This window comes from Trinickia caryophylli, from assembly GCF_034424545.1.
GTDB lineage: Bacteria > Pseudomonadota > Gammaproteobacteria > Burkholderiales > Burkholderiaceae > Trinickia > Trinickia caryophylli.
This window is the reverse complement of sequence record NZ_CP139970.1, coordinates 162,414-189,088: the sequence shown is the minus strand read 5'-3', so window position 1 is coordinate 189,088 and position 26,675 is coordinate 162,414. Positions and strand designations below refer to the sequence as shown.

The following is a 26,675-nucleotide window of genomic DNA, read 5'->3' as shown; positions in this document are numbered from 1 at the left end:
CATGAAACGATTCGCATGGCTGGTTTGCATGGCGGCGTCCTGTGCGCCCGCGGCGGCGTGGGCGCAGGACGACGTCGTCGCGCGCGCGGGCGGCGTTGCCGTCAAGCAGTCGGATATCACGAGCCTGCTCCACGCGCTCGACGCGCCGACCCGCGCGCGCATCGCGGGCGATCCCAAGAGCGCCGACGCGATTGTACGGGCGCGCGTGGCGCAGGCCGCGGTGCTGGCCGAAGCGAAGTCGAAGGGCTGGGACCGGCGCGAGGAGGTCGCGCAGATGATCGAGAGTGCGAAGCGCGAGGTCATCGTGCGCAGCTACCTCGCATCGGTCAGCGAACCGCCGGCCGACTATCCCTCCGATGCGCAACTGCAGGCGGCCTACGACGCGAATACGACGGCGTGGACCGTTCCCGCTGCCGCGCACCTCGCGCAGATCTTCGTCGCCGTGCCGGCCGGCGCCGATAAAAGCGCGGCCGACAAGGCGCAAAAGCGCGCGGACTCGCTCGCGAAATCGGCGCGCGCAGCGGGCGCGGATTTCGCGGCGCTGGCGAAGGCCAACTCGGACGAATCGGCCAGCGCGGCGCGCGGTGGGGACATGGGTTTCCTGCCGGACACGCTGCTAGTGCCCGAGATCCGCAAGGTGGTCCAGGCGATGAAGCCCGGCGACATATCGCAGCCGGTGCGCACGGCGTCAGGGTTCCATATCGTCAAGCTCATCGAGTCGCGGGTTCCCTCCGTGCGCCCGCTGGCGGATGTAAAGGAGATGCTGCGCGCGTCGTTGCGGCGCTCGCGCACCCAGCAAAACGCCGAGGCCTACCTGGCGAAGGCGGGCGGAGACAGTGCGCTTTCGATCGACGAAGCGGCGTTGAAAAAGGCGGTCGACGCCGCGCAATGAGTGCCGCCAGGCGAAAACGGCGCGAGAGCGTCCCGGGCGTTCATCCGCTCGATGAGCGATATGTGGCGGCATACGCGCGCGATGAAGTATCCGGCGACGGGCTGGTGCGCTGTCCGCTGTGCGGCGCGCCGCTCGTCCCGAGCCGTCGGCACCGCGCGGGCCATCGCTATTATCGCCACGCATCGGGCGCCGACGACGAGCGCTGCCCGCTCACCACGCCGAGCTACCAGCCGGAAGGCATCGCGGTGGGCCGTCCTTATGACCCCGAGGTCGGTCCCGTGCAAAGAGCCCGTTTCGTGCGCCTCTGGCGGCGACACTATCGCATGGCGCGCGCGAGCGCGCCGGGCCTGACGCTCGAGCGCTTCAGCGAACTCGTCGCGCTCGCGGACGTGCTGAACCTCTGGTCCTATCCGTCGCTCGATCAACGCGATCTGCCGTATGTGCTGCTCGCGATGGCCGGCTTCATGGCACAACGCGACGAGCGCGGCGAGCCGGTGCGCGTGCGGTTCTGGTTCGACTGGACGGTGCGCGAGGTGGGGCAGCTGTGGGACGCCGGGCGTGCGGCCGAGCCGCGGCTTTTCAGGCTCGTCTATCGCAACCCATTGCACACGCCGTTGCCGAGCGGTGCGGACCTTTTGCATTGGGAGCCGGTCGAACGCGCTGCGCGGCTTGCCGACATCCGGACGCCTGTCGTTGCGCGGCCCGAGTTGCGCGCTTTCGCACGGTTTCTCGACGAGTCGGCGCGAGAGCGGGCGAGGCGGGAGGCGAATGACGGACGCGATGGCGTGGATTTCGACGGGAGCCCGGAATAAGCGTGGGTCGTCTTGTGGGAGGCACCGATGACACGGCGTTACATGAAGGTTTGCGCGGCAACGGCATGCATGGCAGCGGCCCTGGCCGGCTTGGCGCCGTCACCGGTCCGGGCGCTCGAGCCGATGCCGGCTCAGGAGCCGGACCGGGGGCAAGCTCAGGCAGCAGGCGGCGCATCGGACGGGCAGCCCGTCTGTGTCGATGCGGAAGTTGGCGGCGAGCGCGCGCTATCTTATAGCTGTCTTTCGCAACGTCTCTCAGGTGGCGGTAATCGTGCGGCGGCTGCCGCATCGAATCCCGCTGAAGGGATCGTAACGTCGCCGTCCAATCGTGTGGGCACGTTCAACTATTCCTCGGAAAGTATCCGGTTCGGGTCGAACTGGGGGAAGTCGGCGGTTCCTCAGCGCCCGCAGCCGACTCCGGCAACGCGCCCTTGAGCGACCGGGCATCGATCGGGGAGCCATGCAGCGGATCGGGCAGGGCGGCAGCCCGCCTTTGACGATGAAATCGCGGCGGGTGCGATGGCGGTGCATGGCGATGCGATCGGTCATGCAGCTCTGTGGACGCTGCTGCCGAGCAGTTGAAACGAAGGAGGCAGATGCATGAGCCCGGGTATTGCGCTGATTATTCCGCTGGCACTCGATAGCGGCGTCACGAGCGCCGCTGTGTTTGCTGTCGCGCTCGCAGTTTTGCCGCTGCGCGCATCCTTGCCGGCCTTTTTTGTGCCGGCGGTACTGCGATTCCTGCGCCGGCGCGCGAGCTTCCGGCATGCCCGGCCGCGTTGCGGCGGGCGGCTCGGCGCATGGCTGCTCGCGCCGTTCCTGGCGGCTGGAGTCTGCGCGCATGCACAGCCAATGAGCGAGCCGGTTCCCGCATCGTGGGTCGACTACGCGAGCACCGTCGGGCAGCGATTCCAATCGGCGCTCGATGCCGATGGCGACGATGCGCAGGCGCTGCGCCGCTTCCTCGACGAGCAGGCCGCCGTCACCGCAGCGAGTCCGCCTCGCGACGTTGCGCTGGCGGTATGGCCCGATGCCGGGGGGCGCCCGGTGCGCGTCGAGTTCGATTCGCTCGGCAACGCCCAGGCGGATGCGGCATTGCATCGTTTGTTGAGCGACGCGGCGTTGAGCGCGCGGCCGCCGCAACCGCTGCGAGAACCGCTGCGCCTGAAGCTGCGTTTGCGTCCGGACGCAGGCGATTGACACGTGAAGCGGCGCGCGCGCCGGTGCGCCGTCAAACCGCTTCGATGCTTCGAGCGGCGGCCACGGGCTGCGTGAGCGGCGAGCGGGCGAAGACGTCGGCCACCCAATCTGCAAAGAGCCGTACCTTGCGCGGCAGATGCCGATTGCGCGCATACATGATCGACACCGGGCGCGGCGGGGAGGGGTAGTCCTTCAGGATCTGGCGCAGTGCACCGCTTTGCAGATATGGCGAAAGGGGATGCAAGGCGCCTTTCAGAATGCCCAGGCCATACAGGCCGCAAGTCACGTATGCGTCGACGTCGTTGACCGCAATCATGCTGCGCATGTCGATCGATTCGATTTTTCCGTCGACGAGAAAATCCCACGTACGAATGCGGCCCGTGTTGCTCGAAACGTAATTCACGGCGATGTGCTCGCCGAGATCCTCGAGTGTCTCGGGCTCGCCATATTTTTCGAGGTAGGCGGGCGCGGCGCACGTAACGCGCGGCAAAAGGCCGATGCGCCGGGCGACCAGCCCCGAGTCTTCCAGATCGCCCGTGCGGATCACGCAGTCGACGCCTTCCTCGATGATGTCGACCTGCCGGTCGCTGAGGCCCATTTCGATCTGGATGTCCGGGTAGGCCGCGAAAAACTCGGGCAGTGCGGGAATGATCGTCGTCTTCGCGAGCAGCGACGGCAAGTTGACCTTCAGCTTGCCCGACGGGTTGAGCTTCGCATTCGTGAGTTCGGCTTCCATCTCGTCGACTTCCGCGAGTACGCGCAGACAGCGCTCGTAATACGCTTCGCCGTCCTCAGTCAGGCTGATGCTGCGTGTCGTGCGGTTCAGCAGCCGGGCACCGAGATGGGCTTCGAGCGACTGCACCATTCTCGATACCTGCGGCGTCGCGAGTTGCAGCGATTCGCCGGCTTTCACGAAACTGCGCGACTCGACCACGCGCGTAAACACTTTCATTGCGATGAAGCGGTCCATGACCGGCTTGCTCCTTCTTTTCGGTTGCAGCGGGCGTTGGCCAGGCCCCGCGGCGATCGTGATTGTTCTTCCCAATGCACCAGTGAATTCTGAAATAGCCCATTTATTGCCTGCCGCGCGACTCCTACACTGGCATCACCAGCTGCGAACGAACACTCGCGGCTTCTTACAGAACATCGAATCGGAGGTCATCATGAAATCAATCGTCAAAGCAGCGGCTGTCGCCCTGGTTCTCGCCGCACCTGTCGCATCGTTCGCCCAGGCGTCGGCGAATCGTCCGCTCACACGCGCCGAGGTCCGTGCGGACCTCGAGCGGGTCGTCGCGGCAGGTTATCGTCCGACCGACTGGCTGCACTACCCCGGAAACATTCAGGCCGTCGAGGCGCGCCTCGCCGCGCAAGACGCGGCCGCAGGCGCGGCGCCGCAAGCCGATGCGACCGGCGTCGGCGGCGTACAGGCGAGCGCGGAGTCCGGCCGCCCGAGCCTGAGCGACGGCACCCGCAGCAGCTACTCGCCGCCCGTCACGATCTATCAGCACAACTGACGAGCACGCCGGCGTCATGCTCGAACGAGCGTGATGCCGGTTCTTTCGCTTGCGTCGCTGCACGCGCGGCTCGCCGCCGATTCTGCCGCAACTGCGAAAGTCTCGCACGCAGTCTCCGAGCCGCTGGGTTCCCGGTGGTGTTTGCCCAGACATCGTCTGGGCTTTTTTCTTTGCGCGCCCACCCACGTGCGGGTGCGTGCAAACGGAACGGTCTCGTTCCGCATGGCGGGCGAGACCGTTTGGACATGGCGGATGGCGGCTCGCGCGTGAAGCGCTGCGCGAGGCCGCGAGTACGGCTGCCGCGAACGTTCAGACCAGCGTCAGCGTCACGTCGATGTTGCCGCGCGTGGCGTTCGAGTAAGGGCAGACGGTGTGCGCCTTGTCGATCAGCGATTGCGCGACGGCGCGGTCCAGCCCGGGCAGAGAAATCTTCAGCTCGACTTCGATGCCGAAGCCGGTCGGAATCGCGCCGATGCCGACGCTACCGTCCACTGCCACGTCTGCTGGGATCGCGATCTTTTCGCGCGATGCGACGAATTTCATCGCGCCCAGGAAACAGGCGCTGTAGCCCGCCGCGAACAGTTGCTCGGGGTTCGTGCCTTCCCCGCCGGCACCGCCGAGTTCGCGCGGCGTCGTGAGCTTCAGTTCCAGGTTGCCTTCGGGCACCACGGCGCGGCCATCGCGGCCACCGGTGGCATGGGCATGAGCACGGTAAAGGACTTTTTCGATCGACATGTGAGACTCCTGTTGCTTTGGGTTGATGAGGACTGCTGATTCCAATACATATCTACCAGTAGATAGATTTCTGCGGCTTTAAAGAGGCGGTTCCCCGCCTTGCTGTTTCCGACTTCCTTTTGCTTCGCTGCCTCAGCGGGCAGTCTTCCACAACGCATCGGCATCTTCAAGCCGGCTGCGCGTTTGGAACAGGCGGCTCGTTATGACGCTGCCTTGAAACGTGGCGAAGAGTGCGCGGGCGGCCCGCTCGGGGTCTCCCGCAACTACGATGCTTCCGTCACGCTTGCCTTGCTCCAGCACTTTCGCGAGCCAGTGCTCGTTGGCCCTGAAAAAGGCCTGGACGGCCGAGCGCACGCGTTCCGGCAGCGACTCGATATCGGCCGCGAGCATTCCGCACAGGCAGATCTGATCGCCATCACCGAGTACGCGCCCAAAAAGCCTGGCGTATTTCTCGAGCTTCGCTTCGGCCGACAACGACGCATCGAGCCCGTGAATGGCCTTGAGCACTTCGTCGCTGTAGGCGTTGACGGCCTCGAGCACCAGATCGTCTTTCGACGGAAAGTAATAATGGATGCTCGACGTCTTCACGCCGACGAGTGCCGATAAGTCGCGATAGCTGAACCCATGATAGCCCCGCATCATCATCAGCGTGATAGCGTGCTCCAGGACCTGCTCGCGGACTGGCTTCGTCGTTTCCATGCCAATAATCTACCTTGTGATAGATAGATTGTCAAGCGCCTTGTCCGCACTCATGCGGTGCGATGCATGGAGAGCTTGCCGGCCGTCTCTCCGAGCAAGGTCGTGACGGCGTCGAGCGACGGCGCGACGTAGCTGTCGATCCGCCGCATGTAGGGGCTCGTCAGCGACGCAATTGCCTGGCCCGATGGGCCCAGAATCGGAAACGAGATGTCCGTCACGCCGAATGTCTGCGCGCTGTCCTTGCGCAGATGGCCGTCCGCCCGGATTCGTTCGAATATCGCCGCGAGTTCGGCGCTCGCCATGGCAATCTCGCCTTTGACTTTTGTGTGCTCGGCCAGCATATGCTCGCGCTCGCCGTCGGGCTGGAAGGCCAGCATGACGTGGCCGGAGGCCGTGTCCACGAGCCCCACCCGCGAGCCCAGCCGGATCGAGAGCCCCCAGGTGCCGGGGCCGTCCACCTGTGCAATCACGAGCAGATTGCCGCGGTCGTAGACGGTCAGATGGCATGACTGCTCGGCGCGCTCGGCGAACCGCTGCATCTGGGGCAGGGCTTCGGCGAGGAAGCGGTTCATTGGCGGGTGCCGGTGCGCGAGCGCGAAGAGCTTCAGGCTCAACGTATAGCGGTCGCCGCCCGACGAGCGCATGACGTACTGCCGTGCGACGAGTCGCTCGAGCATCCGGTAGATCTCGCTCGCGTTGCGCCCGAGCGCTTTCATGATCTCCGCACGCGTGAACCCCTCTTTTTGTTCGGCGAGCAACTCGAGGATGTCCAGTCCCTTGTCGAGCGCCGGCGCGCGATAGCGCTCGGCTTCCTCGCCCGCGGGCATTTCGTTGGCCTCGGCAGCCGGATCGGTCTTCTTCACGGTCGTTGTGGTCGCAAATAGTTAGGGAAAACACGGCAAGCGTTGCGCTTGACGTTGGTCGGTTCGTATATGAATAATAGATTCATACATGAACTGCTGCGGAAAAAAGATGTCGCTTGGTGCGGCGTCGATCCGCAGCATAACCAACCCGCCGCGCGGCGGGCGAAAAGTCCCGGCAAACGTTGCTCATCGGATATCGCCCCAGGCGCGACGAAGGAGACGGCAGTGAGGATCAGCGAGACGGCAGGCGCAGAACAACGGCCGCCGGCGGCCGAGGTGCGCGTGCGACTGGGCAGCACGGCCCCGTGCACGGGCAGGGGGCGCGCCTTGCGCGGCTGGCCCGCCTGAACGGACGATCGGAGGCTGTCATGGCGATGCTCCTCGACTTCCCCCATCGGCTGACCGTCGGTGCGCTGAGTGGCGCAGTGGCGGGCGTCGAGCCGTCCAGCCCCTTCCTCGCTTGCGCGCCGTTCGCAATCGAAGCCGAACGGCTTAGCGGCGCAGACTATCGCGACGTGTCGCTCGCACTGAGGCGAGGCGAGTTGATCGGCCTTACCGGGGCGGAGGGTAGCGGCTATCTGAACGTTGCAAGGGTGCTCGCCGGGATGACCTCGCCGCACTCGGGGGTCGTGCGCCTTCCCGCGAGCGACGGCCACGCCGTCACGCTGCCGGGAGGTAACCGCAATGCGGCGATGGCGCTCGGCGTCCGGTGTGTGCCGCAAGACGGCGATACGGGCGAGCAAGTGCCCGCGGCGCTTTCCTGCGGCGAGCGCCTCACGTTGGCGCTGGCGCGCGCGCTCGCAGCCGATCCGAAGGTGCTCATTCTGATCGAGCCCGCCGCCGGCGTCGATCTGCGCACGCAAGACATGATTTCGGCGATGGCCGAACATGCGCGCGACGCCGGGTGCGCCGTCGTTCTGGCGAGCAGCGAACTCGACGGCCTGCGGGGGTGCGACCGCTTGTTCGTCATGAGCCGAGGCCGCATCGCCGCCGAGTTCGGCCCTTTCTGGGGCGACCGTGAAGTGCTTGCATCAATCGAAGGAGACGATTGCCATGAACGCTGATTCTCCTGTCGCCGCAGCGTGCGACGCCGCGCGGCATGCGCGGGCCGGCGCGCGGCACACGATCGCCCGCCACGGTGCCATCATGCATGGGTGGCAGACCGCTTCCCAACTGCCTGAGGGGGCCGCATGAGCACGGATTCTTCAGCATTCGATCCGCGCGTGATCCTGCTTGCGCCGCAGGATAACTGCGTGATCGCGGCAACCACGCTCGAGGCCGGCACGGCGCTCGTCATCGACGGCGAGCAGGTCGTGCTCGCGAGTACCGTGCCGCTCGGACACAAGCTGGCGCGTCGGCCACTGGCCGCGGACGAGAAGGTCCTGCGTTACGGTGCGCCGATCGGCCATGTGACGTTGGCAGTTGAGCGCGGCGCGCATCTTCACATGCACAACCTGGTGAGCGATTACCTGCCCACCTACACGCACGAAGCAGGGCACAGCTTCGTGGACCACGACCACGACCGCGACGCGCCGTGAGCGGCCCCGATCGTCCATCGCCGGAGAACCCCATGACCGAGCCTTTCACCTCCGATGTGCAACTGCGTGGCTACTTGCGCAGCGACGGGCGCAAGGGCATTCGCAACGTCGTCGCCGTGGCTTATCTCGTCGAATGCGCGCATCACGTCGCCCGCGAAATCGTATCCCGGTTCGGCCCGCGCTATGACGACACTACGGACGCGCTCGACGCCGATTTCGAACCCTCGAACGCGCACGATGCCGAGCCCGACGTGCATCTGATCGGCTTTCCCGGCTGCTATCCGAACGCATACGCGGAAAAGATGATGGCCCGCATTGCCACGCATCCGAACGTCGGTGCGGTGCTCTTCGTCTCGCTCGGCTGCGAGAGTATGAACAAGCACTACCTGGTCGACCTCGTGCGCGAAAGCGGCCGGCCCGTCGAGGTGCTCACGATCCAGGAGACGGGCGGCACCCGCGGCACTGTTTTGCGCGGTGTCGACTGGGTGCGCCGTGCGCGTGCCACGCTGTGCGGGCAGCAGACGGTGCCGATGGCGGTGAGCGAGCTCATCGTGGGCACGATCTGCGGCGGCTCCGACGGCACGAGCGGCATCACGGCGAATCCGGCAGTCGGCCGGGCCTTCGATACCTTGATCGAGCGCGGCGCGAGCTGCGTGTTCGAAGAAACGGGCGAACTCGTCGGCTGCGAATATCACATGCGTTCGCGGGCCGTGCGGCCCGAGCTCGGCGATGCGATCGTCCAGTGCGTGGCCAAGGCGGCCCGCTACTACACGATCATGGGCCACGGCAGCTTCGCGGTCGGCAATGCCGACGGCGGCCTCACCACACAAGAGGAAAAGTCGCTCGGCGCCTATGCGAAAAGCGGTGCATCGCCGATCGTCGGCATCATCAAACCCGGCGACGTCCCGCCCACGGGCGGGCTCTATCTGCTCGACGTCGTGCCCGACGGCGAGCCGCGTTTCGGCTTCCCCAACATCAGCGACAACGCGGAGATCGGCGAGCTTATTGCCTGTGGCTGTCATGTGATCCTGTTCACGACCGGGCGCGGCTCGGTGGTCGGCTCCGCGATCTCGCCCGTCATCAAGGTCTGCGCGAATCCCGCGACGTACCGCAACCTCTCGGGCGACATGGATGTCGATGCGGGACGCATCCTCGAAGGGCGCGGCACACTCGACGAGGTCGGCCACGAGGTGTACGAACTGACGGCAGCCGTGGCCAACGGCCGGCGCTCGAAATCCGAAATGCTCGGCCACCAGGAATTCATTCTCACCTACAAGGCGTTCGAGCCGGTCGGCCCGTCGTGCCTGCCGATCGCACCCGCACGGGTGCCCGCGTGAGCGCGCTCGCACTGTCGTGCGGCTGGGGCTGCCGAGGCGGCGCCTCGGCGCGTATCATCACGCTTCACACTGCCGTTGCGGCGCTCGAGGGGAGGCGGGCGGGATGACGACTGTCGATGCACATCAGCATTTCTGGGCGCTTGCGCGAGGCGATTACGGCTGGCTTACGCCGGAACTCGTGCCGCTTTACCGCGATTTCGGGCCATCCGATCTGGCGCCGCTCGCCCGTGCGGCGGGCATCGAGCGCAGCGTCGTGGTGCAGGCGGCGCCCACCGTCGAGGAAACGCGCTATCTGCTCGAACTCGCCCGCCAGGCGCCGTCCGTCGCCGGCGTGGTCGGCTGGGTGCCGCTGGACGAGCCCGGCTGTCCCGCGCTGATTGCCGAGCTGGCGCGCGCGCCGAAGTTCAAAGGGGTGAGGCCGATGCTGCAGGACCTGCCCGAGGACGACTGGATCGCCACACGCCCGCTCGACGCAGCCATCGAGGCATTGATCGAGCACGGGCTCGTGTTCGATGCCCTCGTGTTCGCGCGGCACTTGCCATTTTTGCAGACCTTCGCCGAGCGCCATCCGCGCTTGCGCATCGTCGTCGATCATGGCGCGAAGCCAGCGATTCGCGACGCCGAAGCCGGCTGGCACCCGTGGGCCGAGCGCATCGCGGCGCTCGCGCGGTTGCCGCAGATCTATTGCAAGCTTTCCGGCCTGGTAACCGAAGCGTCTGCCGAATGGGACGATGAAACGCTCGCGCCTTATGTCGCCCATCTGCTCGAGCATTTCGGCCCGCGGCGGCTGATGTGGGGCAGCGATTGGCCCGTGGTCGACTTGCGCGGCGGCTACGACGCGTGGCATTCGAGCGCGCAGCGTCTGACACAAGCGCTCGCGCGCGAAGATCGCGAAGCGATCTTCGGCGGCACGGCCAGCATCTGCTACCGGCTCTAAGCCATGCGCGCGGCATCGAGGATAACGATCATTCCATTTTTCATGGAGCATTCATGAACGCCACCGACACAGGTTTTCCGCAACCGCCGTCCGGCCGGCTCGCCGGCAAGACGGCCCTCGTCACGGCTGCCGCACAAGGCATCGGCCGCGCCTGCGCGGAGCGCTTCGCACGCGAGGGCGCGCGCGTCGTCGCAACCGACGTGCGCACCGATCTGTTCGGCGCCGTGCCGTTCGAGACCCATCGGCTCGACGTGCGCGATTCGCAAGCCGTTGCCGCGCTGGCCCGCGAGCTCGGTGGCGTGGACGTGTTGCTCAACTGCGCCGGCTTCGTGCATGCGGGGAGCGTGCTCGAATGCGAGGAGTCCGATTGGGACTTTTCGTTCGACCTCAACGTGAAGTCGATGTATCGGACGATCCGCGCATTCCTGCCCGCGATGCTCGAGCGCGGCGGCGGCTCGATCGTCAACATGGCGTCGGCCGCATCGAGCGTGAAGGGCGTGCCGAACCGGTTCGTCTATGGCGCGTCGAAAGCCGCCGTGGTCGGGCTAACGAAAGCGGTCGCCGCCGATTTCGTGACGCGCGGCGTGCGCTGCAACGCCATCTGCCCCGGCACGGTGGCCTCGCCGTCGCTTTCCGCGCGTATCGCCGAGCAGGCCCAGGCACAGGGCAAGACGGTAGCCGAAGTCGAGGCGGCATTCGTCGCGCGCCAGCCGATGGGCCGCATCGGCCGTCCGGAGGAAATCGCGGCGCTTGCTGCCTATCTCGCGTCGGACGAGTCGGCGTTCACGACCGGCCAGATCCATCTGATCGACGGCGGCTGGTCGAATTGAATCCGAGCGCCCCGCGCTGAACCCCATTTCTATTCTCACTGCCACGGCAACGCTATGAAACTGCTTCGCTATGGGCCGAAAGGCCAGGAAAAACCGGGCCTGCTCGACGCCCAAGGCCACCTCCGCGATCTCTCGGCACACATCGACGACGTCGCGGGCGATGCGCTCTCCGATGCGGGGCTGGCGCGCCTGCGTGCGCTCGATCCGGCCGCGCTGCCGCTCGTTGGCGACGAGCCCCGCATCGGCGCATGCGTGGGCCGCGTCGGCAAGTTCGTCTGCATTGGTCTGAACTATGCCGATCACGCGGCGGAGTCGGGGTTGCCGATCCCCGCCGAGCCGGTCATCTTCAACAAGTGGACGAGCGCGATCATTGGTCCCAACGACGACGTGGAAATTCCGCGAGGCTCGAAGAAGACCGACTGGGAGGTGGAGCTGGGCGTCGTGATCGGCAAGCCGTGCAAATACGTCGACGAGGCGAGCGCGCTCGACTACGTGGCCGGCTATTGCGTCATCAACGACGTGTCCGAGCGCGAATGGCAAATCGAGCGCGGCGGGCAGTGGGACAAGGGCAAGGGCTTCGACACGTTCGGCCCGCTCGGACCCTGGCTTGTCACGCGCGACGAAGTGCCCGATCCGCAAGCACTCGATCTCTGGCTCGAAGTCGACGGGCATCGCTATCAGAACGGCAATACGCGCACGATGATCTTCTCCGTTGCGAAGATCGTGTCATATCTGTCGCAATGCATGAGCTTGCAGCCCGGGGACGTGATTTCGACCGGCACGCCGCCCGGCGTCGGTCTCGGGATCAAGCCCGAGCCCGTCTATCTGAAGGCGGGGCAGGCCATGCGCCTCGGCATCTCGGGCCTCGGCGAACAGCGTCAGCGCGTCGTGGCTGCGCAGTAGCGGGTAGCGGAAGCGCAGTAGCCGCGATCGAATGCACGCGCGGCGGCTGCGCTTCGGTTAGAGCGCTGCAATCAAAAAAATGAAAAGCGGCGCAATGAGAGGGCGCCGCCAAGGCTCAAGCGGGCGAGGCCGCGTCGGCGTCGTCACCGGCGAAAATGCCATGCTCGGGCGGCGCCGTCTCTTCGTCGACGCACTGCACGTACCAGTGGCCCGGCGAACTTCTGCGGCTGCCAATCCACTGCGCGCCACCCGTTTCGCCTTCGAACGGCCCCACGTCGCCGTCGAGTTCGAGCCCGTCGAGTTCGAAGATCGGCACCTCGCCGCCTTGTGCGCAGACCGAGGTCGCGTGCGGCTCGGTGCGCAGCACGCCCCACGCGGGCAGGTTGACGCCGAAATGACTCTCGCGTGACCATTGCCGCCGCTCGCGATCGAGCCAGAGTATCGCGTAAGCGCACGGGTTGAGACGATCGAAGGTGCTGAGATGAACGGTGATGCGCATCGTGCTCTCCACTAGTGTCGGCATGAAGCAGGGTTGCCGGCTATTGATCGAGTACCCATTCGACGAGGGTGTGCGCGTCCTCTTCCGAAAGCGGTCCGCCGCGCTCGGCCGCCGGGGGCATGGACATATCGCCCCAATGGGCCTTGCCGCCCTTGACGAGTTTGTGTTCGAGCATGACCCGCGCACCAGGTTCACTGCGGTAGCGCTCGGCGATCTGCCTGAACGACGGCGCAAGAAAAGGCGCGTCCACGGTGTGGCAGAACATGCAATGCTGTTGATCGATGAGCGCGGTGGGCTCGAACCGTTGCGCGAGGGCGGTTCCGCTCGTCGCCGCGAAGCAGACGAGCACGGCAACGGCCGATCGCGAAAGGCTGTGCGGCGCATTCATACGAAACACCCTCGAAGACGGTCGTGGACGCTGAGGATCAGTGTACGGATGCGCTGCGCCGGTATCGTTGATGCAAGTCAAGCCGTGCCTTGCCGGCATTCGACTATGCTGAATCCATGGGCGGCGCGTTCCATGCGGCTCGCCCGCCGTTTCGAGCTGCGTAGCGAGGTGGCAGTCATGCATATCACGTTTCCCCCGGAGCCGGCCGAGTATTGCGGCCGGGATCTCGTGCTCGCCTTTTCGGCCGTCGTCGACGGAGAGCGCGTTCAATGCGCGATCACCGCCGAAGCGCTCGAAGATCACTTCGGAGCGGAGTCGCTGCGCGAGGAAGACGTCGTCAAGGCTTTCGAGCGGAATCGGCATGCCATCGAAAAGGCTGCGCGACGCATGCTGCACGAGCTCGGCAAGAAGCCCGTGCTGCTGCACAGTGGATTTTTCCGCTTCTACGAGGCCGGCTAAGGCGGCTTCCTCGGTCCGGCGTCAGTGCCCGGGGCGCCGGGCTGTCGGGGCTGTCGGGGCTGTCGGGGCTGTCGGGGCTGTCGGAGCGCAGGCGGCGCGTAGGCAGCGTGGAAGGCACCCGCCGTGCCGCTGATTATCGCGTCAGCTCAGCACGTCTTCCAGCGGCCGGCGCGGGGCGTGTTCGACATGCGGCCCGCGCCCCATTCGCAGCAGCAGTTGCGGTGTCGCGTCGAGTGCGAGCGTTTGCCGCAGCCTGGCTCGCAGCGTATCCACTTCGATCGGCTGATTCAGATACGAAGCGCTGAGTCCTTCTCGCACCCCGGTCAGCAACAGCCGTTCGAGCGCTTGCCCTGTTGCGAGCCATGCCTCGGCGTCATCGGCACCTGTGGCAAGGCACACGAGCAGCGGCGAACCGGCGGCCAGCGCATGATGCGCCGCCGCCACGCCGCCGCCCAGATCGAACGTGCGAATCGCCAACGCAGCCAGAGGCGTCGTGAAGTCGAGCAGCGCCTCGATCCCCTCAGCCTGAGCCGGCATGCCGTCGCCCCGCCGGCGCGGGTGAATCCAGCCCGCCAATTCGCGGCGAAAGCGCGGGTCGTCGAACTGCGCGCGATCGGCCTCGCCGATCGCATCGGCGATCCGCTCGCGCTCCGCGGCTGCGCTGATGCAAATCGCTTCCACGCCCTCGGCGGCTGCTGCGTCGACGAGGCGCAGGCAGACGTCGCCGGGCACGGGCTCGTCGGCGAACGGCAGACGCGTCGTGACACGCTGGGCGATCGCGTCGAAGAGCGGCGCGAGGCGTTCGTCGCGCGCCGCGCCCGGCTCGATGCGCACCTGCGCGAGGACGTCCGGGTCGGCTCGAGCGGGAAATACGGTGATCGCATAGCCGAGCCCCAGATGGGCGAGGGCAATGCGCAGATTCATGAGCGCAGCGCCGCAACTGATGATCAGTTCGCGGTCGTACGGGTCCGCGACCGGCAACGCGCGCAGGCGGTCGGCGCTGAGCACGAGCGTCTGCCCGTCGACGGCAAAGCGCCATGGCTGCGTGTTGTGGCTCGAGGGCGCGAGCACGGCATAGCGCACCGCGAAGCGCAGCTTGTCGGCGATGCTCGCGTCGGGGGCGAGCTTGTCGTTGATGCGCCACGCGGCGCTGTGCGCGGACTTGTCCATGAGCAACGTCTCCTTTGCCGTGTGCGGCTCTCGAAAGCGGCGGCATGCGCCGATAGGCGCATCGTCGCGCCCGGCGCGGCCGCGCGCGTTGAGATGGGTCAAGACAGTGGGATCGAATTGCGGTGAAATGGCTCGAAGCGGCTCAGCGCCGCTCATCGTCGAACACCGAACAAAAAGGAGGCGAAGCAATGCTCGCAATGGTCTTCGACGGCACCTCGCCCCTGTTGCAGGAGCGCGAGCTGCCGGATCCGCGCCCCGGCCCGGGCCAGTTGCTGATCGACGTGCATGCATGCGGTGTATGCCGCACCGACCTGCATGTCGTGGACGGCGAACTGCGGCACCCGAAAACGCCGCTCGTGCCGGGGCACGAAATCGTCGGCACCGTGGCCGGGCTCGGCGAGGGTGTAACGGGTTTCGCGCTTGGCGACCGGGTAGGCGTGCCTTGGCTCGGCCATACCTGCGGCCACTGCGGCTATTGCCGGCACGGCCGGGAAAACCTTTGCGACGCACCGGCATTCACGGGCTATACGATCGACGGTGGGTACGCCGAGCGCACCGTTGCCGACAGCGGCTACTGCTTTCATCTGCCGCCGCAGTACGACGACGTTTCGGCGGCGCCGCTGCTTTGTGCGGGCCTCATCGGCTACCGGACGCTCGCCATGGCGGGCGATGCGCAGCGCATCGGGCTCTACGGATTCGGGGCGGCGGCGCACATCGTCGCGCAGGTGGCGCACCACGAAGGGCGCAGCGTCCATGCGTTCACGCGACGGGGGGATACGGCCGCGCAGCAGCTCGCCCGGCGGCTTGGTGCCGCCTGGGCTGGCGCGAGCGACGAAGCGGCGCCGGAGCCGCTCGATGCGGCGCTGATCTTCGCGCCCGTGGGCGCACTCGTGCCGGCCGCGCTCAAGGCGGTGGTCAAGGGCGGCATCGTGGTCTGCGGCGGGATTCACATGAGCGATATCCCGGCCTTTTCCTACGACCTGCTCTGGGGAGAACGGCGAATCGTCTCGGTGGCGAACCTGACACGCGAAGACGGGCACGCCTTCATGCGGGTTGCCCGGCAGGTACCGCTCGAACTTCAGACGACGGCCTACCCGCTGCGGCAGGCGAACGTCGCGCTATCCGACTTGCGCGAAGGGCGGCTTGCCGGCGCGGCCGTGCTGACGATGCGGTAGCGGCGGCCCAGCCCACCGCGTTCAGACCCGGGCGAGTGCTTCGAGGTCGACGATGCGGATCTGCTTGCCGTGCGTTTCGAGAAGACCGTCGCGCTGGAACTTCGAGAACATGCGGCTCACCGTTTCGAGCTTCATGCCAAGGTAGTTGCCCATTTCCTCGCGCGTCATGCGCAGGTTGAATTCGGCGGCCGAATAGCCGCGCGCCTGCATGCGCGTGGAGAGATTCAGCAAGAACGTGGCGACGCGCTGCTCCGCGCTCATCGTGCCGAGCAGCATCATCAGCGACGATTCGCGCACGATCTCGCCGCTCATCGTGCGCAGGACCTGATGCTGCAGCGATTTCGACTCGGCGCACAGCGCTTCGAGCAGTGCGTAAGGGATGATGCAGACGCTGCTGTCTTCGATCGCGATGGCGTCGCTGCTGTGGCGCTCCGCGCACACGGCATCGAGCCCCAGCACTTCGCCGGCGAGATGAAAGCCCGTGACCTGTTCGCGTCCGTCGCGATGCATCACCACTGTCTTGAAGGAGCCCGAGCGCACCGCATACACGCTTTGGAACTCGTCGCTCGAGCGATAAAGCGCTTCGCCGCGCATCACGACGCGCGTTGCGCTCACGATCGTGTCGAAGCGCGCGAGGTCCTTCGCCGCGAGTGTATTGGGCATGCAGACCGAGCGCATGGCGCAGCTCGAGCAACGTGCGGTTGCACGTGCGGGCTGAGCTGCACGCGGTTGCCATGAGATTTGCGCGGCGGACGGTGCGGTGCATACGTCGTCGTTACGGTCTAGTTCGAGCAGCATCTTGGCCTCCGCCGGTGGTCGCGGGCACATCGGCACCGCAGTGGTTTCCATGGCGAAAGTATGGAAGTTCACTCGGAGAAAACCTATCGGCGGCGTACGAAACTGCGGTAAGTGTTCGCGAAGCGTTGTAAGGATTATCCTACGGCGGCACCGGAAAGCGCCGATTCGTCAGGCGTGCGGATTGGCGGCAGCCGTTGATTTCGGTCAAGCCGGGCGGGGCGCAGCCATCGCACACTTATTGCACGAACACATCCGTGCAACGGGCGACAGCCCCGGAGGACTCTCATGTACAAGAAGATTCTCGCTGCCGTCGACGGCAGTCGCGCCTCTCGTCTCGCGCTCGACGAGGCGGTGAAAATCGCCAGGACGTCGGGCGCATCGGTCGTCGCCATCAGCGTCGTCGAGCATGCCCCCCAGCTCGTCGACGTCGGGGCCGTCTACCAGGGGGAGGAAGGCGCGAGCGCGGCCGCGATTGAGTCGGCCACGGCGGCGCTCGAGGAGGCGGCGGAGCGCTTCGCTGCCTGCCACGTGCAAGGCACCACGCGTGCCGTCGATGCGTATGGAGAAAGTATCGCCGCCGTCATCGCGCGCGTGGCTGACGAGTTCGAGGCCGAATTGATCGTCATGGGCACGCACGGCCGGCAGGGTGTGCGGCGCGTCTTGCTCGGCAGCGTCGCCGAGTCGCTGCTGCGTGCGGCCGACGTGCCGGTGCTGCTCGTGCGCCACGATGCCGAAGCGGGAAAGCCGGTGGCCGAGCTTTGATCGCCCGCCGGCAGCGATCACGGCCGGCTCGCGCAATGAAGCCGGCGCAATATTCGAGCGGCAGGGCATGCCGCGCTTCGCGTCATGAGCCGGCGCTCAAACTGTCCAAATAGGCGCGCAGCCTTGTTTCGAGCTCGGCGGGGTCGGACGGAAGCGCACGCTGCCGTGCTCCGTCTGCGCGCGTCTTGCGCTCATGCAGGCGCGGGTAGGGTACGTTCGGCACGGGGACCCCGAGAAAAGCACATAACGGCTCCCAACCCGCTTCCGCCGGAAAGACGAGCAGTTGCTCGGCCGGAACCGAGTCTACGACGGCCTGGTTCCAGCGCCTGAAATAGTCGGTCATGAACGCCCGGTCGGCGATCCTTTCGCCGAAATCGCGCCTTAGAAACTCGCTCAGCGCGCGCCCTGCCGTACCGAATAGCGGATTGGCGCCCCGCGGAGAAAAAATCGTCTCCTGAACCGAGTCGAACCAGCCATCGGCGTCGCGAACGGAGAGAATCACCCGTGCGTCGGGAAAACGTGCGAGCAGCACAGGCCAGAAACAGCAAGCGGGATAATCCACCGTGGCCGCGTAGCCGTCGAAGATTGCGTCCCAGTCGGGCTCGCCGTGTATCGCGTCGAGCCATAAAGGCAGCGATCTCCGCAGCGTGGCGCCGATCTCCATGGCGTGATAGCACGGGCCGAAGCCGATATGCTCCAGCGCCAGCTTCAAAGAGAGCGTGCCCGTGCGCCCTAATCCGGCGCCGATCACTTTCAAGCTCATTCGAGGCCTTTGCGTTCGCTCGCCGCGTCTCGATGCCGCCGATAGACCGAGATCTGGCTTCGGCTTTTCTGCGTGAATGGCTCCTGGGTCCAACTACCCCAGCGCGACTCGAGCTCCAGGCCGGCAGCGCGCGCCATCATGTCGAGTTCGGACGGCCATACGTAGCGCCGCTGGTGCGTGTAGATCTTCGGCGCGTCGTCGCCAAGTACGATCACGCGCTGGTCGATCACCTGCCGGACCAGATCGGTCTTCGAGCAAAGCAGCATGACCGCATCGGTTTCACCCCCTGCCGTCGAGGGGACGTCGAACAGATCGTCCAGCGTACCGGTGCCGTTGAAGATTTCGGGGCCGGGGACGACCGTTTGAATGACGAACGCGCCGCCGGGCGCCAGCTTTGCGCGGACATTCTCGAGGCAGCGCAGCTGTTCTTTCTGGTTCAGCAAATAGCCGAACGACACGACAATATAGATGAGCCCGAATTGTCCCTGGACCGGGATGTCAGCGAAGTTCCCGCACACGAGCGACAGTTGCTCGGCGCCGGGTTTTTCGCGCAGTTTGTCGAGCATGCGGACGGAGTTGTCCACGCCCGATACTTTCAACCCGCGCATGGACAGGGGCAGCGCGATTCGGCCGGTGCCGATCGCCAGTTCGAGGACATCCGTGCCGTTCGCCAGTCGCGAGAGCGTCTCCACACAGTTGGCCTTCGCGTTTTCCGGCCATCGGTCGTGCCAGGTGTCGTAGAAGGCCGCAAAGGCGTCGTAATTGGTCTGGGAGGCGTTCTGTGTTGCAGACGTGTTCATCTTGGGGCTCGTGAAAAAATCGTGCGCTCGCGGGTTGCGCAAGATGCGACCGCGTACGGCGTGCTCATTGCGTATCTCCGGCGTTGCCGGCTGCGAGCCACAAGGCGCATTCACCGCCTAGTTCGTCGACAGCACGCCGCTTGTACCGCTCACTGGCCTCGGCAGGCAGCACGCCTTGCCAGCGGCCGTGGCGTCCCTTGCTGAAAAAGGCCCGCCCGCCGTCCTTCCAAAGCCCCGCGCCCTGCGGGACGTAGCGGGCTGCATGTGCCTTCATGTAGTCGAAACCGCAGTGCCGCACGATGTCCGGCCAACGCGATGCGTCGACGGATATGTCGAGAAATTCGGCGATGCGCCGGATTTCGCGGGGCATGTCGCATATCAGGTCCGCGAAATGCACGATCAGCACGTTCGGGAGTGACCGCACGTTCCACCATGAGCGCACGCTTTCCCAGAAAGGCCAGAACGGATGCCCGTTCCCGTCGAGCCAGCCATTGAAATGGTCGACGGCCGAGAGCGGCGGCGGGGCGACGACGCGCAGGCGCCCCGGTGTGCCGCCGTCCGTGCTCAGCGGTGGCTGCTGGGAGATGGCTGATTGATGATCGTAGAGGCTCAACGCAATGTCGCGGCCGTCCCGCGCCACGTAAATGTATTTGGCCTTCGCCGAAAACACGAGCGCGTCCACCGGGAGGTGGGTTTTCAGGAAACGCCGATGGCGCTGCGATTCCACGAGCGCGAGCCGCGTTGGCCTGTCTGGATAGACAGCATCGAGCCAGGGCGAGATTTTGGACACATCGGTCTCTTCGGCGCCGTCAAACAGCAACTGTGCAACGATTTGCTGCGTGAGGGTCGTGCCCGCTTTTGCGTAGCTGGCTATCACGATATCGCCCTCGCGGAACGCGAAATCGTTCCACACGGCCGAATCGAAGAACTTGCTCGGGTATTCGCGCTGCTTGGTCGGGTAGCGTGTTTCACTCATGGTCGGGTTCCAATAGCGCTGGCTTGGAGCGCCAGAATGTCGATGCCGTCGGTTCGGCCGCTCGGGCTTCCGGATCCAGGTCGAGAGGAAATGACGGGGACCGCGGGGCGACAGTCAGTCGGACGCCCTGGGGGCGGAGCACGAGCGCGGGATAGGGCTGGACCTTTGCATCGGGTGCCATTTGCAGATCGAAGCCGCGAATGACCGCGGCGACCACTGCCATCATCTGCGTAATCGACAGATGGCTGCCGATGCACTTGCGCTGGCCTCCGCCGAACGGGAAATAGGCGTAGGCCGGTAACGCGGCCGCGCCCTCGCGGTCAAGCCAGCGCTGGGGCCGATATTCGTCCGGATACGCGAAATAGCGCGGATCGCGATGCGAGACCCATTGGCTGATCATCAGCATCGTGCCCGCCGGAACATGAAAACCGCCGAACACGCACTCGCGTGTGGCGATGCGTCCCGTCATCCACGCGGGCGGGTAGAGTCTCAGCGATTCTTTGACGGCCGCCTCCGTGACACGCAGCCGGGCGAGGTCCTCTGCCGCCATCGATGTGCGCTCGCCCATGACCGTGGTGATTTCGCGGTAGACGTCATGCTGGATGCCAGGATGTCGGGCCAGCAGCCAGAGCGTCCACGTCAGTCCGTCGGCCATCGGTTCGAGCCCGGACATGATCATCGTCGCCAGTTCGTCGCGCAGCCAAGCCGATTGCCCGCTCTCGTCTTCGGCGAACAGCGTGCCGAGAAGGCAAGGGCGGCCCGATGCCGACTGACGGTAGCGTTGGACGATGTGGCTCATCGCCTCATCCAGCCGGGCGCGGGCGCGACGAAGGCGGCGGTTGCCTGCCGTAGGCACCCACGATGGTATCCGGAGCTGGCTGCGCGTAAGTTTCATGATGGCATCGACCGTCTCGGCGATACTCTCCGTTTCCGCGTCCTGCGCGGGCGCGTCGAAAAGAAAGCGGCTGCCGATATCCATGCACAGCGTGCCCATATCTTCCCGCGCGTCGTGTGTGAATGGAGCGCCATGCCAACGGGACAGGAATGCATTCGCCGAAGAGAATGCCTGTTCCGCGCTGCGAAGGACCAGCGCCTTTTGAAAAGCCGGCTGAAGCTTTCGCCGCTTGTTTTGCCAGTCTTCGCCCGAACTATTCATGACCGACGCCGGAAAAGCGGAGCGGCGCTCGCCTTCGGTCGGATCTGTCTTTGAAAACAGGCCGTCCCTTTCGTGAAATACCTGCTTGATCAGCTCCGGATCGTTCACGAGGTATGTACGCTTCGCGATGCGCACGAGCGCGCCATACCGCCGCGAGCAATCCAGCAGGAATTGCAACGGGTCTTCAGAAAATGCGCTGACGTTGCCGATGAACGGCTTGCCTTTGGGGCCTGGAGGAACGTTCTCGGCACGAAACATGGTATGTACGCTCGCCATCACGCGCAGCAGCGGAGTGGAGAAAAGGGAGGCACGCGGGCCTCCCTTTTTACGTGCCTTTAGTAGGTGTAGATATAGCCCAGCTTATGACCGCCGAGGATACGGACGAGCTTCGACACCACACTGATCATGTTCTTCATGGCAACTCCGCGAGTTTGTGAAATAAGAGCGATTCGGCCACCGCTTATGGCGAATGAGCCAAATCGCATATCACTCTAGCAGAGTTTTTTTACATGGTGAAGACATTGAATTGGTCGAATCCATTCGCGACTCTTGACTGTGGGACGTCGAAATTTAAAATCTCATGATTCCTTAAAAGATCGTAAGTAAATTGCGGAATTGATTGTAAGGATTATCTTAATGGAGGCGGTAACACCATTGTTACCCTACGGTAATTGGTGTGCCTGGCGTGGAGATCAGGTTTATTGATTCGTGCACCAGCGCGGCTTCGGCAAAGGATCGGGAAAGGCGGCCGGTGACAGAGGCCGCCGTCGCACACGGTCAGCCGTGCTGCGGCACGCCGGCTTCGCCCGCCGGAATCAACAGCACGGGGCAGCACGAGATGCGCAGGAACTGTTCGGCCACGCTCCCCAGCACGAGGCGTTGAAAGCCGCGGCGTCCGTGCGTGCCCATGATCACGAGATCGGCGGGCCATTCCCTGCAAAGCTTCAGGATGCAGTGGGCGATATCGTCCCCCAGGCCCGTCGTCTCGGCCAGGTGCGGCTCGCCCGTCACGCCTGCCGCTTCCATCTTCGCGCGGGCTTCGGACATCAGCCGCTCGCCTTCCTCGAACAGCGCGTTGCGGACGATGGACGGATCGTAGCCGGGCGCGTCGGCACCGATGAGCGGCACGTCTACGACGTAAAGCGGCGCAAGCGTGGCGCCGCTGTCTTTGGCGAAATCCAGCGCCGCGTCGAAGGCGCGGGCCGACGTCGGACTGCCATCGATGGGGGCAATGATGCGTCGATACATGAAAACCTCCGTTTGCGAACGAGTCGATGCTCCGATCATCGGCAAACGGGGCGCGTGTCGTCCTGATCTGGATCAAGCGAGCCGGCACTGCAGGTGCCGAGGAGCTGCCAGGCAGCGCGCGCCGCGATCCATTCCTCGTTGGCCGGCTCGACGACGACTGTCACGCGGCTCGATGCCCGCGAGATGACATGGGCATTCGCCGCGTTGGCCTCGTCGTCGAGTTCGACGCCGAAAAGCCCGAGCCGGGCGCAGACGCGGGCGCGAACCGGTGCACTGTGCTCGCCGATTCCGGCCGTGAACACGAGCATGTCGAGGCCGCCGAGCAGCGCGGCGAGCGCGCCGGTTTCGCGCACGATCCGATGCACGTAGAGCGCGAGCGCGTCGCGCGCGCGTTCGTCATCGGCTTCGCGCGCGAGCAGTACGCGCGGATCGCCCGATACGCCGGAAACACCCTTGAGGCCCGCGTCGTGATAAAGGAGCGCCCCGAGCGCTTCGTGCGTGAGCCCTCGAACGTCCATCAAATGCAGCACGACACCGGGATCGATGGCGCCGCAGCGCGTGCTCATCATCAAGCCGTCGAGCGCCGAAAAGCCCATGGTCGTGGCGACGCTGCGCAAGCCCGAAAGCGCGCACAGGCTGGCGCCGCTGCCGAGATGCGCGGCGATCACGCGTGCGCGCGCGGCCTCGCCGAACGCTTCGGCGAGCGCGATACTCAGGTACTCGTAAGAAAGGCCGTGAAAGCCATAACGGCGCACGCCCTCGTCGAACCAGGCATGGGGTAGCGGCAGCAGTTGCTCGTCGCGCGGCAAGGTGCGGTGAAACGCCGTATCGAATACGGCGACCTGCGCGACGCCGGGGCAGGCCCGCTGCATGACTTCGATTGCATCGATGTTGTGGGGCTGGTGCAGCGGGGCCAATGGAATCAATGTGCGCAATTCCTGCAGCACGCGCTCGTCGACCACCACGGGGGCCGAGTAATGCAGACCTCCATGCACGACGCGATGCGCCACGGCTGTCAGGCGTACCTGCGGCAACTCGTCGGCGATCCACGCGACGATCGGCGCGAGCGCCGCCCGGTAAGGGTCCGGGGGAACATTGGGCGGCGGGCCGTCGGCAACCGGGGCGCTCAGGCGGCGCGAAGGCTGCCCGTCGATCGTCAGTGTTGTCGTGGCTGTGCCGATGCCGGCTACTTCGCCTGCGCTGATCGCACGGCGGGGCGGTTCTCCGGCACCACAGTCGAAAAGGCCGAACTTGATGCTCGACGAACCGGCATTGAGAACGAGAATGGCGGGCTGGGCATTCATCGGACGACTCCTCTGGCATGGGATCGACTGTAGACGTCGTGTACGACGCGCCTCTTGACGCGGATCAATTCGCGCCACGCGCGCAGAGCCTAGAGTGGAGCGACAACCCCGATCGGCCGATCGGGTTCGCGCCAGGGTCGCTGCGCACGCAGCGCAGCACCGCCCGTCGCGTGTCGTTTTCCACCTTCGAGGAGACGAGAATGTCCGCTTCGATTCAGCCTGTGGCGTTCGTCACCGGCGGCATGGGCGGCCTCGGCGCCGCCATCAGCCGCCGCCTTCATGACGCCGGCATGAAGGTGCTGATGTCTCATTCTGCCCACAACGATCACGTATCGACCTGGCTCATGCACGAACGCGAGGCAGGCCGCGTCTTTCATGCGTACGAGGCCAATGTCGCCGATTTCGATTCGTGCGAGCGGTGTGCCGCTCGCGTGCTGGCCGAGCACGGCCGCGTGGACGTGCTCGTCAACAACGCGGGCATCGCGCGCGACGCCACATTCGCCAAGATGACGAAGCGCGAGTGGGACGAGGTGATGCATACCGATCTCGACGCGCTTTTCAACGTCACGAAGCAATTCTATGGCGGTATGCTCGAGCGGCGCTTCGGGCGCATCGTCAACATCGGCTCGGTCAACGGGTCGCGCGCGGCATTCGGGCAGGCGAACTATGCCTCCGCCAAGGCCGGCATTCATGGGTTCACGCGCACGCTCGCGCTCGAAGGCGCGCGCCATGGCATCACGGTGAACATGATCTCGCCGGGTTACCTCGACACGGCGATGCTGGCCGCGGTTCCGAAAGAGGTCATGGATGCGAAAATCCTGCCGCAGATCCCGGTGGGCCGCCTCGGCCGCCCCGAGGAAGTGGCGGCCCTCGTCGCGTTTCTGTGCACCGACGACGCAGCGTTCATCACGGGCGCGGATCTCGCCGTCAACGGCGGGATGCACATGCAATGAAGCGCGATTCGGGGCAGGCGACACAGCCGGTGCCGGCGCCGGCGCCGTCGAAGAGGCACGGCAAGCGGGCGGGGGCCACGATACAGCGCGCGGCCGCGGTAACCGCGCGCGCCGCATGCGCTGAATGCGCACCGGCCGCCGCCGAGCCCGCAACGGCCCTGGACCGGGCCGCTCACGCACGTGTGGCGGCGGCGACAGCGGGCCTGTCGCCGGCCTCGGCCCTGCTTGCCTGGCTCGATTGGAGCATGCATATGGCCGTCTCGCCGGGCAAAGCATGGGCGCTGGCCTCGGAGGCCGTGACGGGCACGCTCGAGACGCTGCCCGAGTGCATCCCGGGCTGGACTCCTGCCGAGGCGCACGAACTCCGCAGCGAGACCGGGCCGGTGGCGCCGAGCGAGCCTGATCCTCGTTTCGCCGACGCGCACTGGCAGCGTTGGCCGTTCGTCGCCTATCAGCGGGCCTTCGGGCGCGCCGAGCAATGGTGGCGGCACGCGTCGACCGGGGTGCGCGGCGTCGAAGCGCATCACGAGCGGCTCGTGCAGTTCTTCGCGCGCCAGTGGCTGGACGCCGTCGCGCCCAGCAATTTCGTGGCGACAAATCCGCGCGCGCTCGCTACGGCGTGGTCGACGGCCGGCGCCAACTTCCTTTTCGGCGCGCGCAACTGGCTGGAAGATTTCGCCGAGACGGCGGCTCACGGGGCCGGCGTCTCGGGCAAGCCGCAACCAGCGTATGTGCCCGGAAAGGACGTGGCGAGGACGCCGGGCAAGGTCGTATTCCGCAATGCGCTGTGCGAATTGCTGCAATATGCACCGGCAACGCCGCGTGTCGGGCGCGAGCCGGTCTTTATCGTGCCGTCGTGGATCATGAAGTACTACATTCTCGATCTGCAGCCGCACGACTCGCTGGTTCGCCATCTCGTGGACGCCGGCTATACGGTCTTCATGGTGTCGTGGCACAACCCGGCCGCGCACGAACGGGAACTGAGCCTCGACGACTATCTGAAGCAGGGGTTGCTCGAAGCGCTCGCGGCCGTACGGGCACGCTGCGAGGGCGAGCGTGTGCACGCCGTCGGCTATTGTCTCGGCGGCACGCTGCTCGCGATCGCGGCGGCTGCGCTTGCACGCGATGCACATCGCGCCGCCGGCAGGGGGCACGGAACCGATGCTGCCCACGTGGAGCCGTTCGCGAGCATTACACTGCTCGCCGCACAGGTGGACTTCAGCGACCCTGGGGAACTCGGCCTTTTCATCGACGAAAGCGAACTCGCTGCGCTCGATGCGCTGATGTGGGAGCAGGGGTATCTCGACGGCTCGCAGATGGCCGCCGCCTTCCAACTGCTCAATGCGCGCGATCTGATCTGGTCGCGCATGATGAGCGAGTACCTGCTTGGCCGCCGCTCGAAACCGAACGATTTGATGTCGTGGAACGAAGACACGACGCGCATGCCTTATCGCATGCATACCGAATACCTGACGCGTCTCTTTCTGCATAACGACTTGTCGGAAGGGCGCTATTGCGTCGGCGGCCGCCCGGTTGCGCTCGCCGATATCGAAACGCCGCTCTTCGCCGTCGGCACCGAGCGCGACCATGTTTCGCCGTGGCGCTCGGTCTACAAGCTTCATCTGCTTACGCACCACCCCCTCACGTTCGCACTGACGTCGGGCGGGCACAACGCCGGGATCGTCTCCGAACCGGGGCACAAGGGGCGCCACTACCGCGTGGCGACACGCGGTGCCGAAGATCAGTACCAAAGTCCCGACGCATTTCTTGCGGAGCATGCGCCCATCGAAGGATCCTGGTGGCCCTGCTGGATCGACTGGCTCGGCACGCATACGAGTGGCGCGACGGCGGCCCGTGGCCTGGAGCCGTCGTTGTACGACGCGCCCGGCCAGTACGTACACGAGCGCTGAGCGGCTGCCGGGGCAGAGGTGGCCGGTTTGTCCGCGGGTTTGTCCGCGGCGTGC

General features: G+C 65.7%; 30 protein-coding genes. 16 read left to right on the top strand and 14 right to left on the bottom strand.

Going from position 1 to position 26,675, the window contains the following annotated elements; genetic code table 11:
* Nucleotide 1 precedes the first annotated feature (1 nt).
* The 3 genes from U0034_RS00870 to U0034_RS00860 all read left to right on the top strand — a co-directional run bounded on the left by U0034_RS00870 (nucleotide 2) and on the right by U0034_RS00860 (nucleotide 2,904).
* Nucleotides 2-892, top strand: coding sequence for a peptidylprolyl isomerase (locus U0034_RS00870; protein ID WP_102623107.1), 891 nt, complete (start codon nucleotides 2-4; stop codon nucleotides 890-892).
* Nucleotides 889-1,704, top strand: a complete 816-nt coding sequence (locus U0034_RS00865) for a zinc ribbon domain-containing protein (protein WP_085230527.1) — start codon at nucleotides 889-891, stop codon at nucleotides 1,702-1,704. Before U0034_RS00870 ends, U0034_RS00865 begins: the two co-directional genes overlap by 4 nt.
* Nucleotides 1,705-2,304: 600 nt before the next feature.
* The gene (locus tag U0034_RS00860; RefSeq protein ID WP_085230525.1) at nucleotides 2,305-2,904 is read left to right on the top strand and encodes a hypothetical protein; all 600 of its coding nucleotides are present in this window, start codon (nucleotides 2,305-2,307) and stop codon (nucleotides 2,902-2,904) included.
* Between the two features lie 31 nt (nucleotides 2,905-2,935).
* On the opposite strand, the gene U0034_RS00855 is transcribed toward U0034_RS00860, so the two are convergent.
* Complete coding sequence (locus U0034_RS00855; protein WP_085230523.1) at nucleotides 2,936-3,874, bottom strand: LysR family transcriptional regulator; 939 nt, start codon at nucleotides 3,872-3,874, stop codon at nucleotides 2,936-2,938.
* A gap of 193 nt (nucleotides 3,875-4,067) precedes the next feature.
* On the opposite strand from U0034_RS00855, the gene U0034_RS00850 reads away from it, so the two are divergent.
* Nucleotides 4,068-4,418: a DUF4148 domain-containing protein gene (locus U0034_RS00850; protein ID WP_085230521.1), complete on the top strand. Its 351-nt coding sequence runs from the start codon at nucleotides 4,068-4,070 to the stop codon at nucleotides 4,416-4,418.
* A gap of 309 nt (nucleotides 4,419-4,727) precedes the next feature.
* Here U0034_RS00850 and U0034_RS00845 read toward each other — a convergent pair whose 3' ends face one another.
* From U0034_RS00845 to U0034_RS00835, 3 genes are all read right to left on the bottom strand, one after another.
* A complete protein-coding gene (locus U0034_RS00845; protein WP_085230520.1) occupies nucleotides 4,728-5,153 on the bottom strand; it encodes an organic hydroperoxide resistance protein in 426 nt (141 codons plus the stop codon).
* Nucleotides 5,154-5,285: 132 nt separating this feature from the next.
* Complete coding sequence (locus U0034_RS00840; RefSeq protein WP_085230518.1) at nucleotides 5,286-5,852, bottom strand: TetR/AcrR family transcriptional regulator; 567 nt, start codon at nucleotides 5,850-5,852, stop codon at nucleotides 5,286-5,288.
* Nucleotides 5,853-5,902: 50 nt separating this feature from the next.
* Entirely contained in the window at nucleotides 5,903-6,679 is a 777-nt protein-coding gene (locus U0034_RS00835; protein WP_085230571.1) for an IclR family transcriptional regulator, read from the bottom strand.
* 404 nt (nucleotides 6,680-7,083) lie between these two features.
* Here U0034_RS00835 and U0034_RS00830 point away from each other — a divergent pair, with 404 nt between their 5' ends.
* The 7 genes from U0034_RS00830 (at nucleotide 7,084) to U0034_RS00800 (ending at nucleotide 12,260) form a co-directional block, all read left to right on the top strand.
* A complete protein-coding gene (locus U0034_RS00830; protein ID WP_085230516.1) occupies nucleotides 7,084-7,779 on the top strand; it encodes a P-loop NTPase family protein in 696 nt (231 codons plus the stop codon).
* Nucleotides 7,769-7,909, top strand: coding sequence for a hypothetical protein (locus tag U0034_RS00825; protein ID WP_158243579.1), 141 nt, complete (start codon nucleotides 7,769-7,771; stop codon nucleotides 7,907-7,909). Before U0034_RS00830 ends, U0034_RS00825 begins: the two co-directional genes overlap by 11 nt.
* Nucleotides 7,906-8,253, top strand: coding sequence for a UxaA family hydrolase (locus U0034_RS00820; RefSeq protein WP_085230514.1), 348 nt, complete (start codon nucleotides 7,906-7,908; stop codon nucleotides 8,251-8,253). The genes U0034_RS00825 and U0034_RS00820 overlap by 4 nt, the downstream gene beginning before the upstream one ends.
* 32 nt (nucleotides 8,254-8,285) lie before the next feature.
* Nucleotides 8,286-9,590, top strand: a complete 1,305-nt coding sequence (locus tag U0034_RS00815) for a UxaA family hydrolase (RefSeq protein WP_085230513.1) — start codon at nucleotides 8,286-8,288, stop codon at nucleotides 9,588-9,590.
* A gap of 103 nt (nucleotides 9,591-9,693) precedes the next feature.
* Nucleotides 9,694-10,527: an amidohydrolase family protein gene (locus tag U0034_RS00810; protein WP_085230511.1), complete on the top strand. Its 834-nt coding sequence runs from the start codon at nucleotides 9,694-9,696 to the stop codon at nucleotides 10,525-10,527.
* Nucleotides 10,528-10,580: 53 nt separating this feature from the next.
* Complete coding sequence (locus U0034_RS00805) at nucleotides 10,581-11,357, top strand: SDR family oxidoreductase (protein ID WP_085230508.1); 777 nt, start codon at nucleotides 10,581-10,583, stop codon at nucleotides 11,355-11,357.
* 54 nt (nucleotides 11,358-11,411) lie between these two features.
* Nucleotides 11,412-12,260 (top strand): ureidoglycolate lyase, encoded by an 849-nt coding sequence (locus U0034_RS00800; RefSeq protein ID WP_085230507.1) that lies wholly within the window; start codon nucleotides 11,412-11,414, stop codon nucleotides 12,258-12,260.
* Nucleotides 12,261-12,375: 115 nt separating this feature from the next.
* Here U0034_RS00800 and U0034_RS00795 read toward each other — a convergent pair whose 3' ends face one another.
* Together U0034_RS00795 and U0034_RS00790 are read right to left on the bottom strand one after the other, a co-directional pair.
* A complete protein-coding gene (locus U0034_RS00795; protein ID WP_085230570.1) occupies nucleotides 12,376-12,759 on the bottom strand; it encodes a DUF3564 family protein in 384 nt (127 codons plus the stop codon).
* Nucleotides 12,760-12,799: 40 nt separating this feature from the next.
* A complete protein-coding gene (locus U0034_RS00790) occupies nucleotides 12,800-13,147 on the bottom strand; it encodes a c-type cytochrome (protein WP_085230506.1) in 348 nt (115 codons plus the stop codon).
* Nucleotides 13,148-13,324: 177 nt separating this feature from the next.
* Between U0034_RS00790 and U0034_RS00785 the strand changes: the two genes are divergently transcribed.
* Entirely contained in the window at nucleotides 13,325-13,606 is a 282-nt protein-coding gene (locus U0034_RS00785; protein ID WP_085230568.1) for a DUF1488 family protein, read from the top strand.
* A gap of 141 nt (nucleotides 13,607-13,747) precedes the next feature.
* Here the strand turns inward: U0034_RS00785 and U0034_RS00780 are convergent, their stop codons facing one another.
* Nucleotides 13,748-14,776, bottom strand: coding sequence for an Acg family FMN-binding oxidoreductase (locus U0034_RS00780; RefSeq protein ID WP_085230566.1), 1,029 nt, complete (start codon nucleotides 14,774-14,776; stop codon nucleotides 13,748-13,750).
* A gap of 188 nt (nucleotides 14,777-14,964) precedes the next feature.
* On the opposite strand from U0034_RS00780, the gene U0034_RS00775 reads away from it, so the two are divergent.
* Nucleotides 14,965-15,951: a zinc-dependent alcohol dehydrogenase family protein gene (locus U0034_RS00775; RefSeq protein ID WP_085230565.1), complete on the top strand. Its 987-nt coding sequence runs from the start codon at nucleotides 14,965-14,967 to the stop codon at nucleotides 15,949-15,951.
* Between the two features lie 21 nt (nucleotides 15,952-15,972).
* Here U0034_RS00775 and fnr read toward each other — a convergent pair whose 3' ends face one another.
* Complete coding sequence (fnr, locus tag U0034_RS00770) at nucleotides 15,973-16,749, bottom strand: fumarate/nitrate reduction transcriptional regulator Fnr (RefSeq protein WP_085230564.1); 777 nt, start codon at nucleotides 16,747-16,749, stop codon at nucleotides 15,973-15,975.
* 285 nt (nucleotides 16,750-17,034) lie between these two features.
* Between fnr and U0034_RS00765 the strand changes: the two genes are divergently transcribed.
* The gene (locus U0034_RS00765; protein ID WP_085230505.1) at nucleotides 17,035-17,511 is read left to right on the top strand and encodes a universal stress protein; all 477 of its coding nucleotides are present in this window, start codon (nucleotides 17,035-17,037) and stop codon (nucleotides 17,509-17,511) included.
* Nucleotides 17,512-17,593: 82 nt separating this feature from the next.
* Here the strand turns inward: U0034_RS00765 and U0034_RS00760 are convergent, their stop codons facing one another.
* From U0034_RS00760 to U0034_RS00735, 6 genes are all read right to left on the bottom strand, one after another.
* Nucleotides 17,594-18,274 carry a sulfotransferase family protein gene (locus U0034_RS00760; protein WP_085230503.1) on the bottom strand — a complete coding sequence of 227 codons (681 nt, stop codon included), beginning with the start codon at nucleotides 18,272-18,274 and terminating at the stop codon, nucleotides 17,594-17,596.
* Complete coding sequence (locus U0034_RS00755; RefSeq protein ID WP_085230563.1) at nucleotides 18,271-19,074, bottom strand: class I SAM-dependent DNA methyltransferase; 804 nt, start codon at nucleotides 19,072-19,074, stop codon at nucleotides 18,271-18,273. The genes U0034_RS00760 and U0034_RS00755 overlap by 4 nt, the downstream gene beginning before the upstream one ends.
* Nucleotides 19,075-19,138: 64 nt before the next feature.
* On the bottom strand, nucleotides 19,139-20,050 hold the full coding sequence (locus U0034_RS00750; RefSeq protein ID WP_085230501.1) for a sulfotransferase domain-containing protein: 912 nt from the start codon (nucleotides 20,048-20,050) through the stop codon (nucleotides 19,139-19,141).
* On the bottom strand, nucleotides 20,043-21,464 hold the full coding sequence (locus U0034_RS00745) for a cytochrome P450 (RefSeq protein ID WP_158243578.1): 1,422 nt from the start codon (nucleotides 21,462-21,464) through the stop codon (nucleotides 20,043-20,045). The genes U0034_RS00750 and U0034_RS00745 overlap by 8 nt, the downstream gene beginning before the upstream one ends.
* A 519-nt stretch (nucleotides 21,465-21,983) precedes the next feature.
* A complete protein-coding gene (locus U0034_RS00740) occupies nucleotides 21,984-22,454 on the bottom strand; it encodes a universal stress protein (protein WP_085230562.1) in 471 nt (156 codons plus the stop codon).
* A 35-nt stretch (nucleotides 22,455-22,489) separates the two neighbouring features.
* Nucleotides 22,490-23,758: an acetate/propionate family kinase gene (locus tag U0034_RS00735; RefSeq protein ID WP_085230498.1), complete on the bottom strand. Its 1,269-nt coding sequence runs from the start codon at nucleotides 23,756-23,758 to the stop codon at nucleotides 22,490-22,492.
* A gap of 200 nt (nucleotides 23,759-23,958) precedes the next feature.
* On the opposite strand from U0034_RS00735, the gene U0034_RS00730 reads away from it, so the two are divergent.
* Together U0034_RS00730 and U0034_RS00725 are read left to right on the top strand one after the other, a co-directional pair.
* Nucleotides 23,959-24,711 (top strand): beta-ketoacyl-ACP reductase, encoded by a 753-nt coding sequence (locus tag U0034_RS00730; protein WP_085230561.1) that lies wholly within the window; start codon nucleotides 23,959-23,961, stop codon nucleotides 24,709-24,711.
* Complete coding sequence (locus tag U0034_RS00725) at nucleotides 24,708-26,621, top strand: PHA/PHB synthase family protein (protein WP_085230496.1); 1,914 nt, start codon at nucleotides 24,708-24,710, stop codon at nucleotides 26,619-26,621. The genes U0034_RS00730 and U0034_RS00725 overlap by 4 nt, the downstream gene beginning before the upstream one ends.
* Nucleotides 26,622-26,675 lie beyond the last annotated feature (54 nt).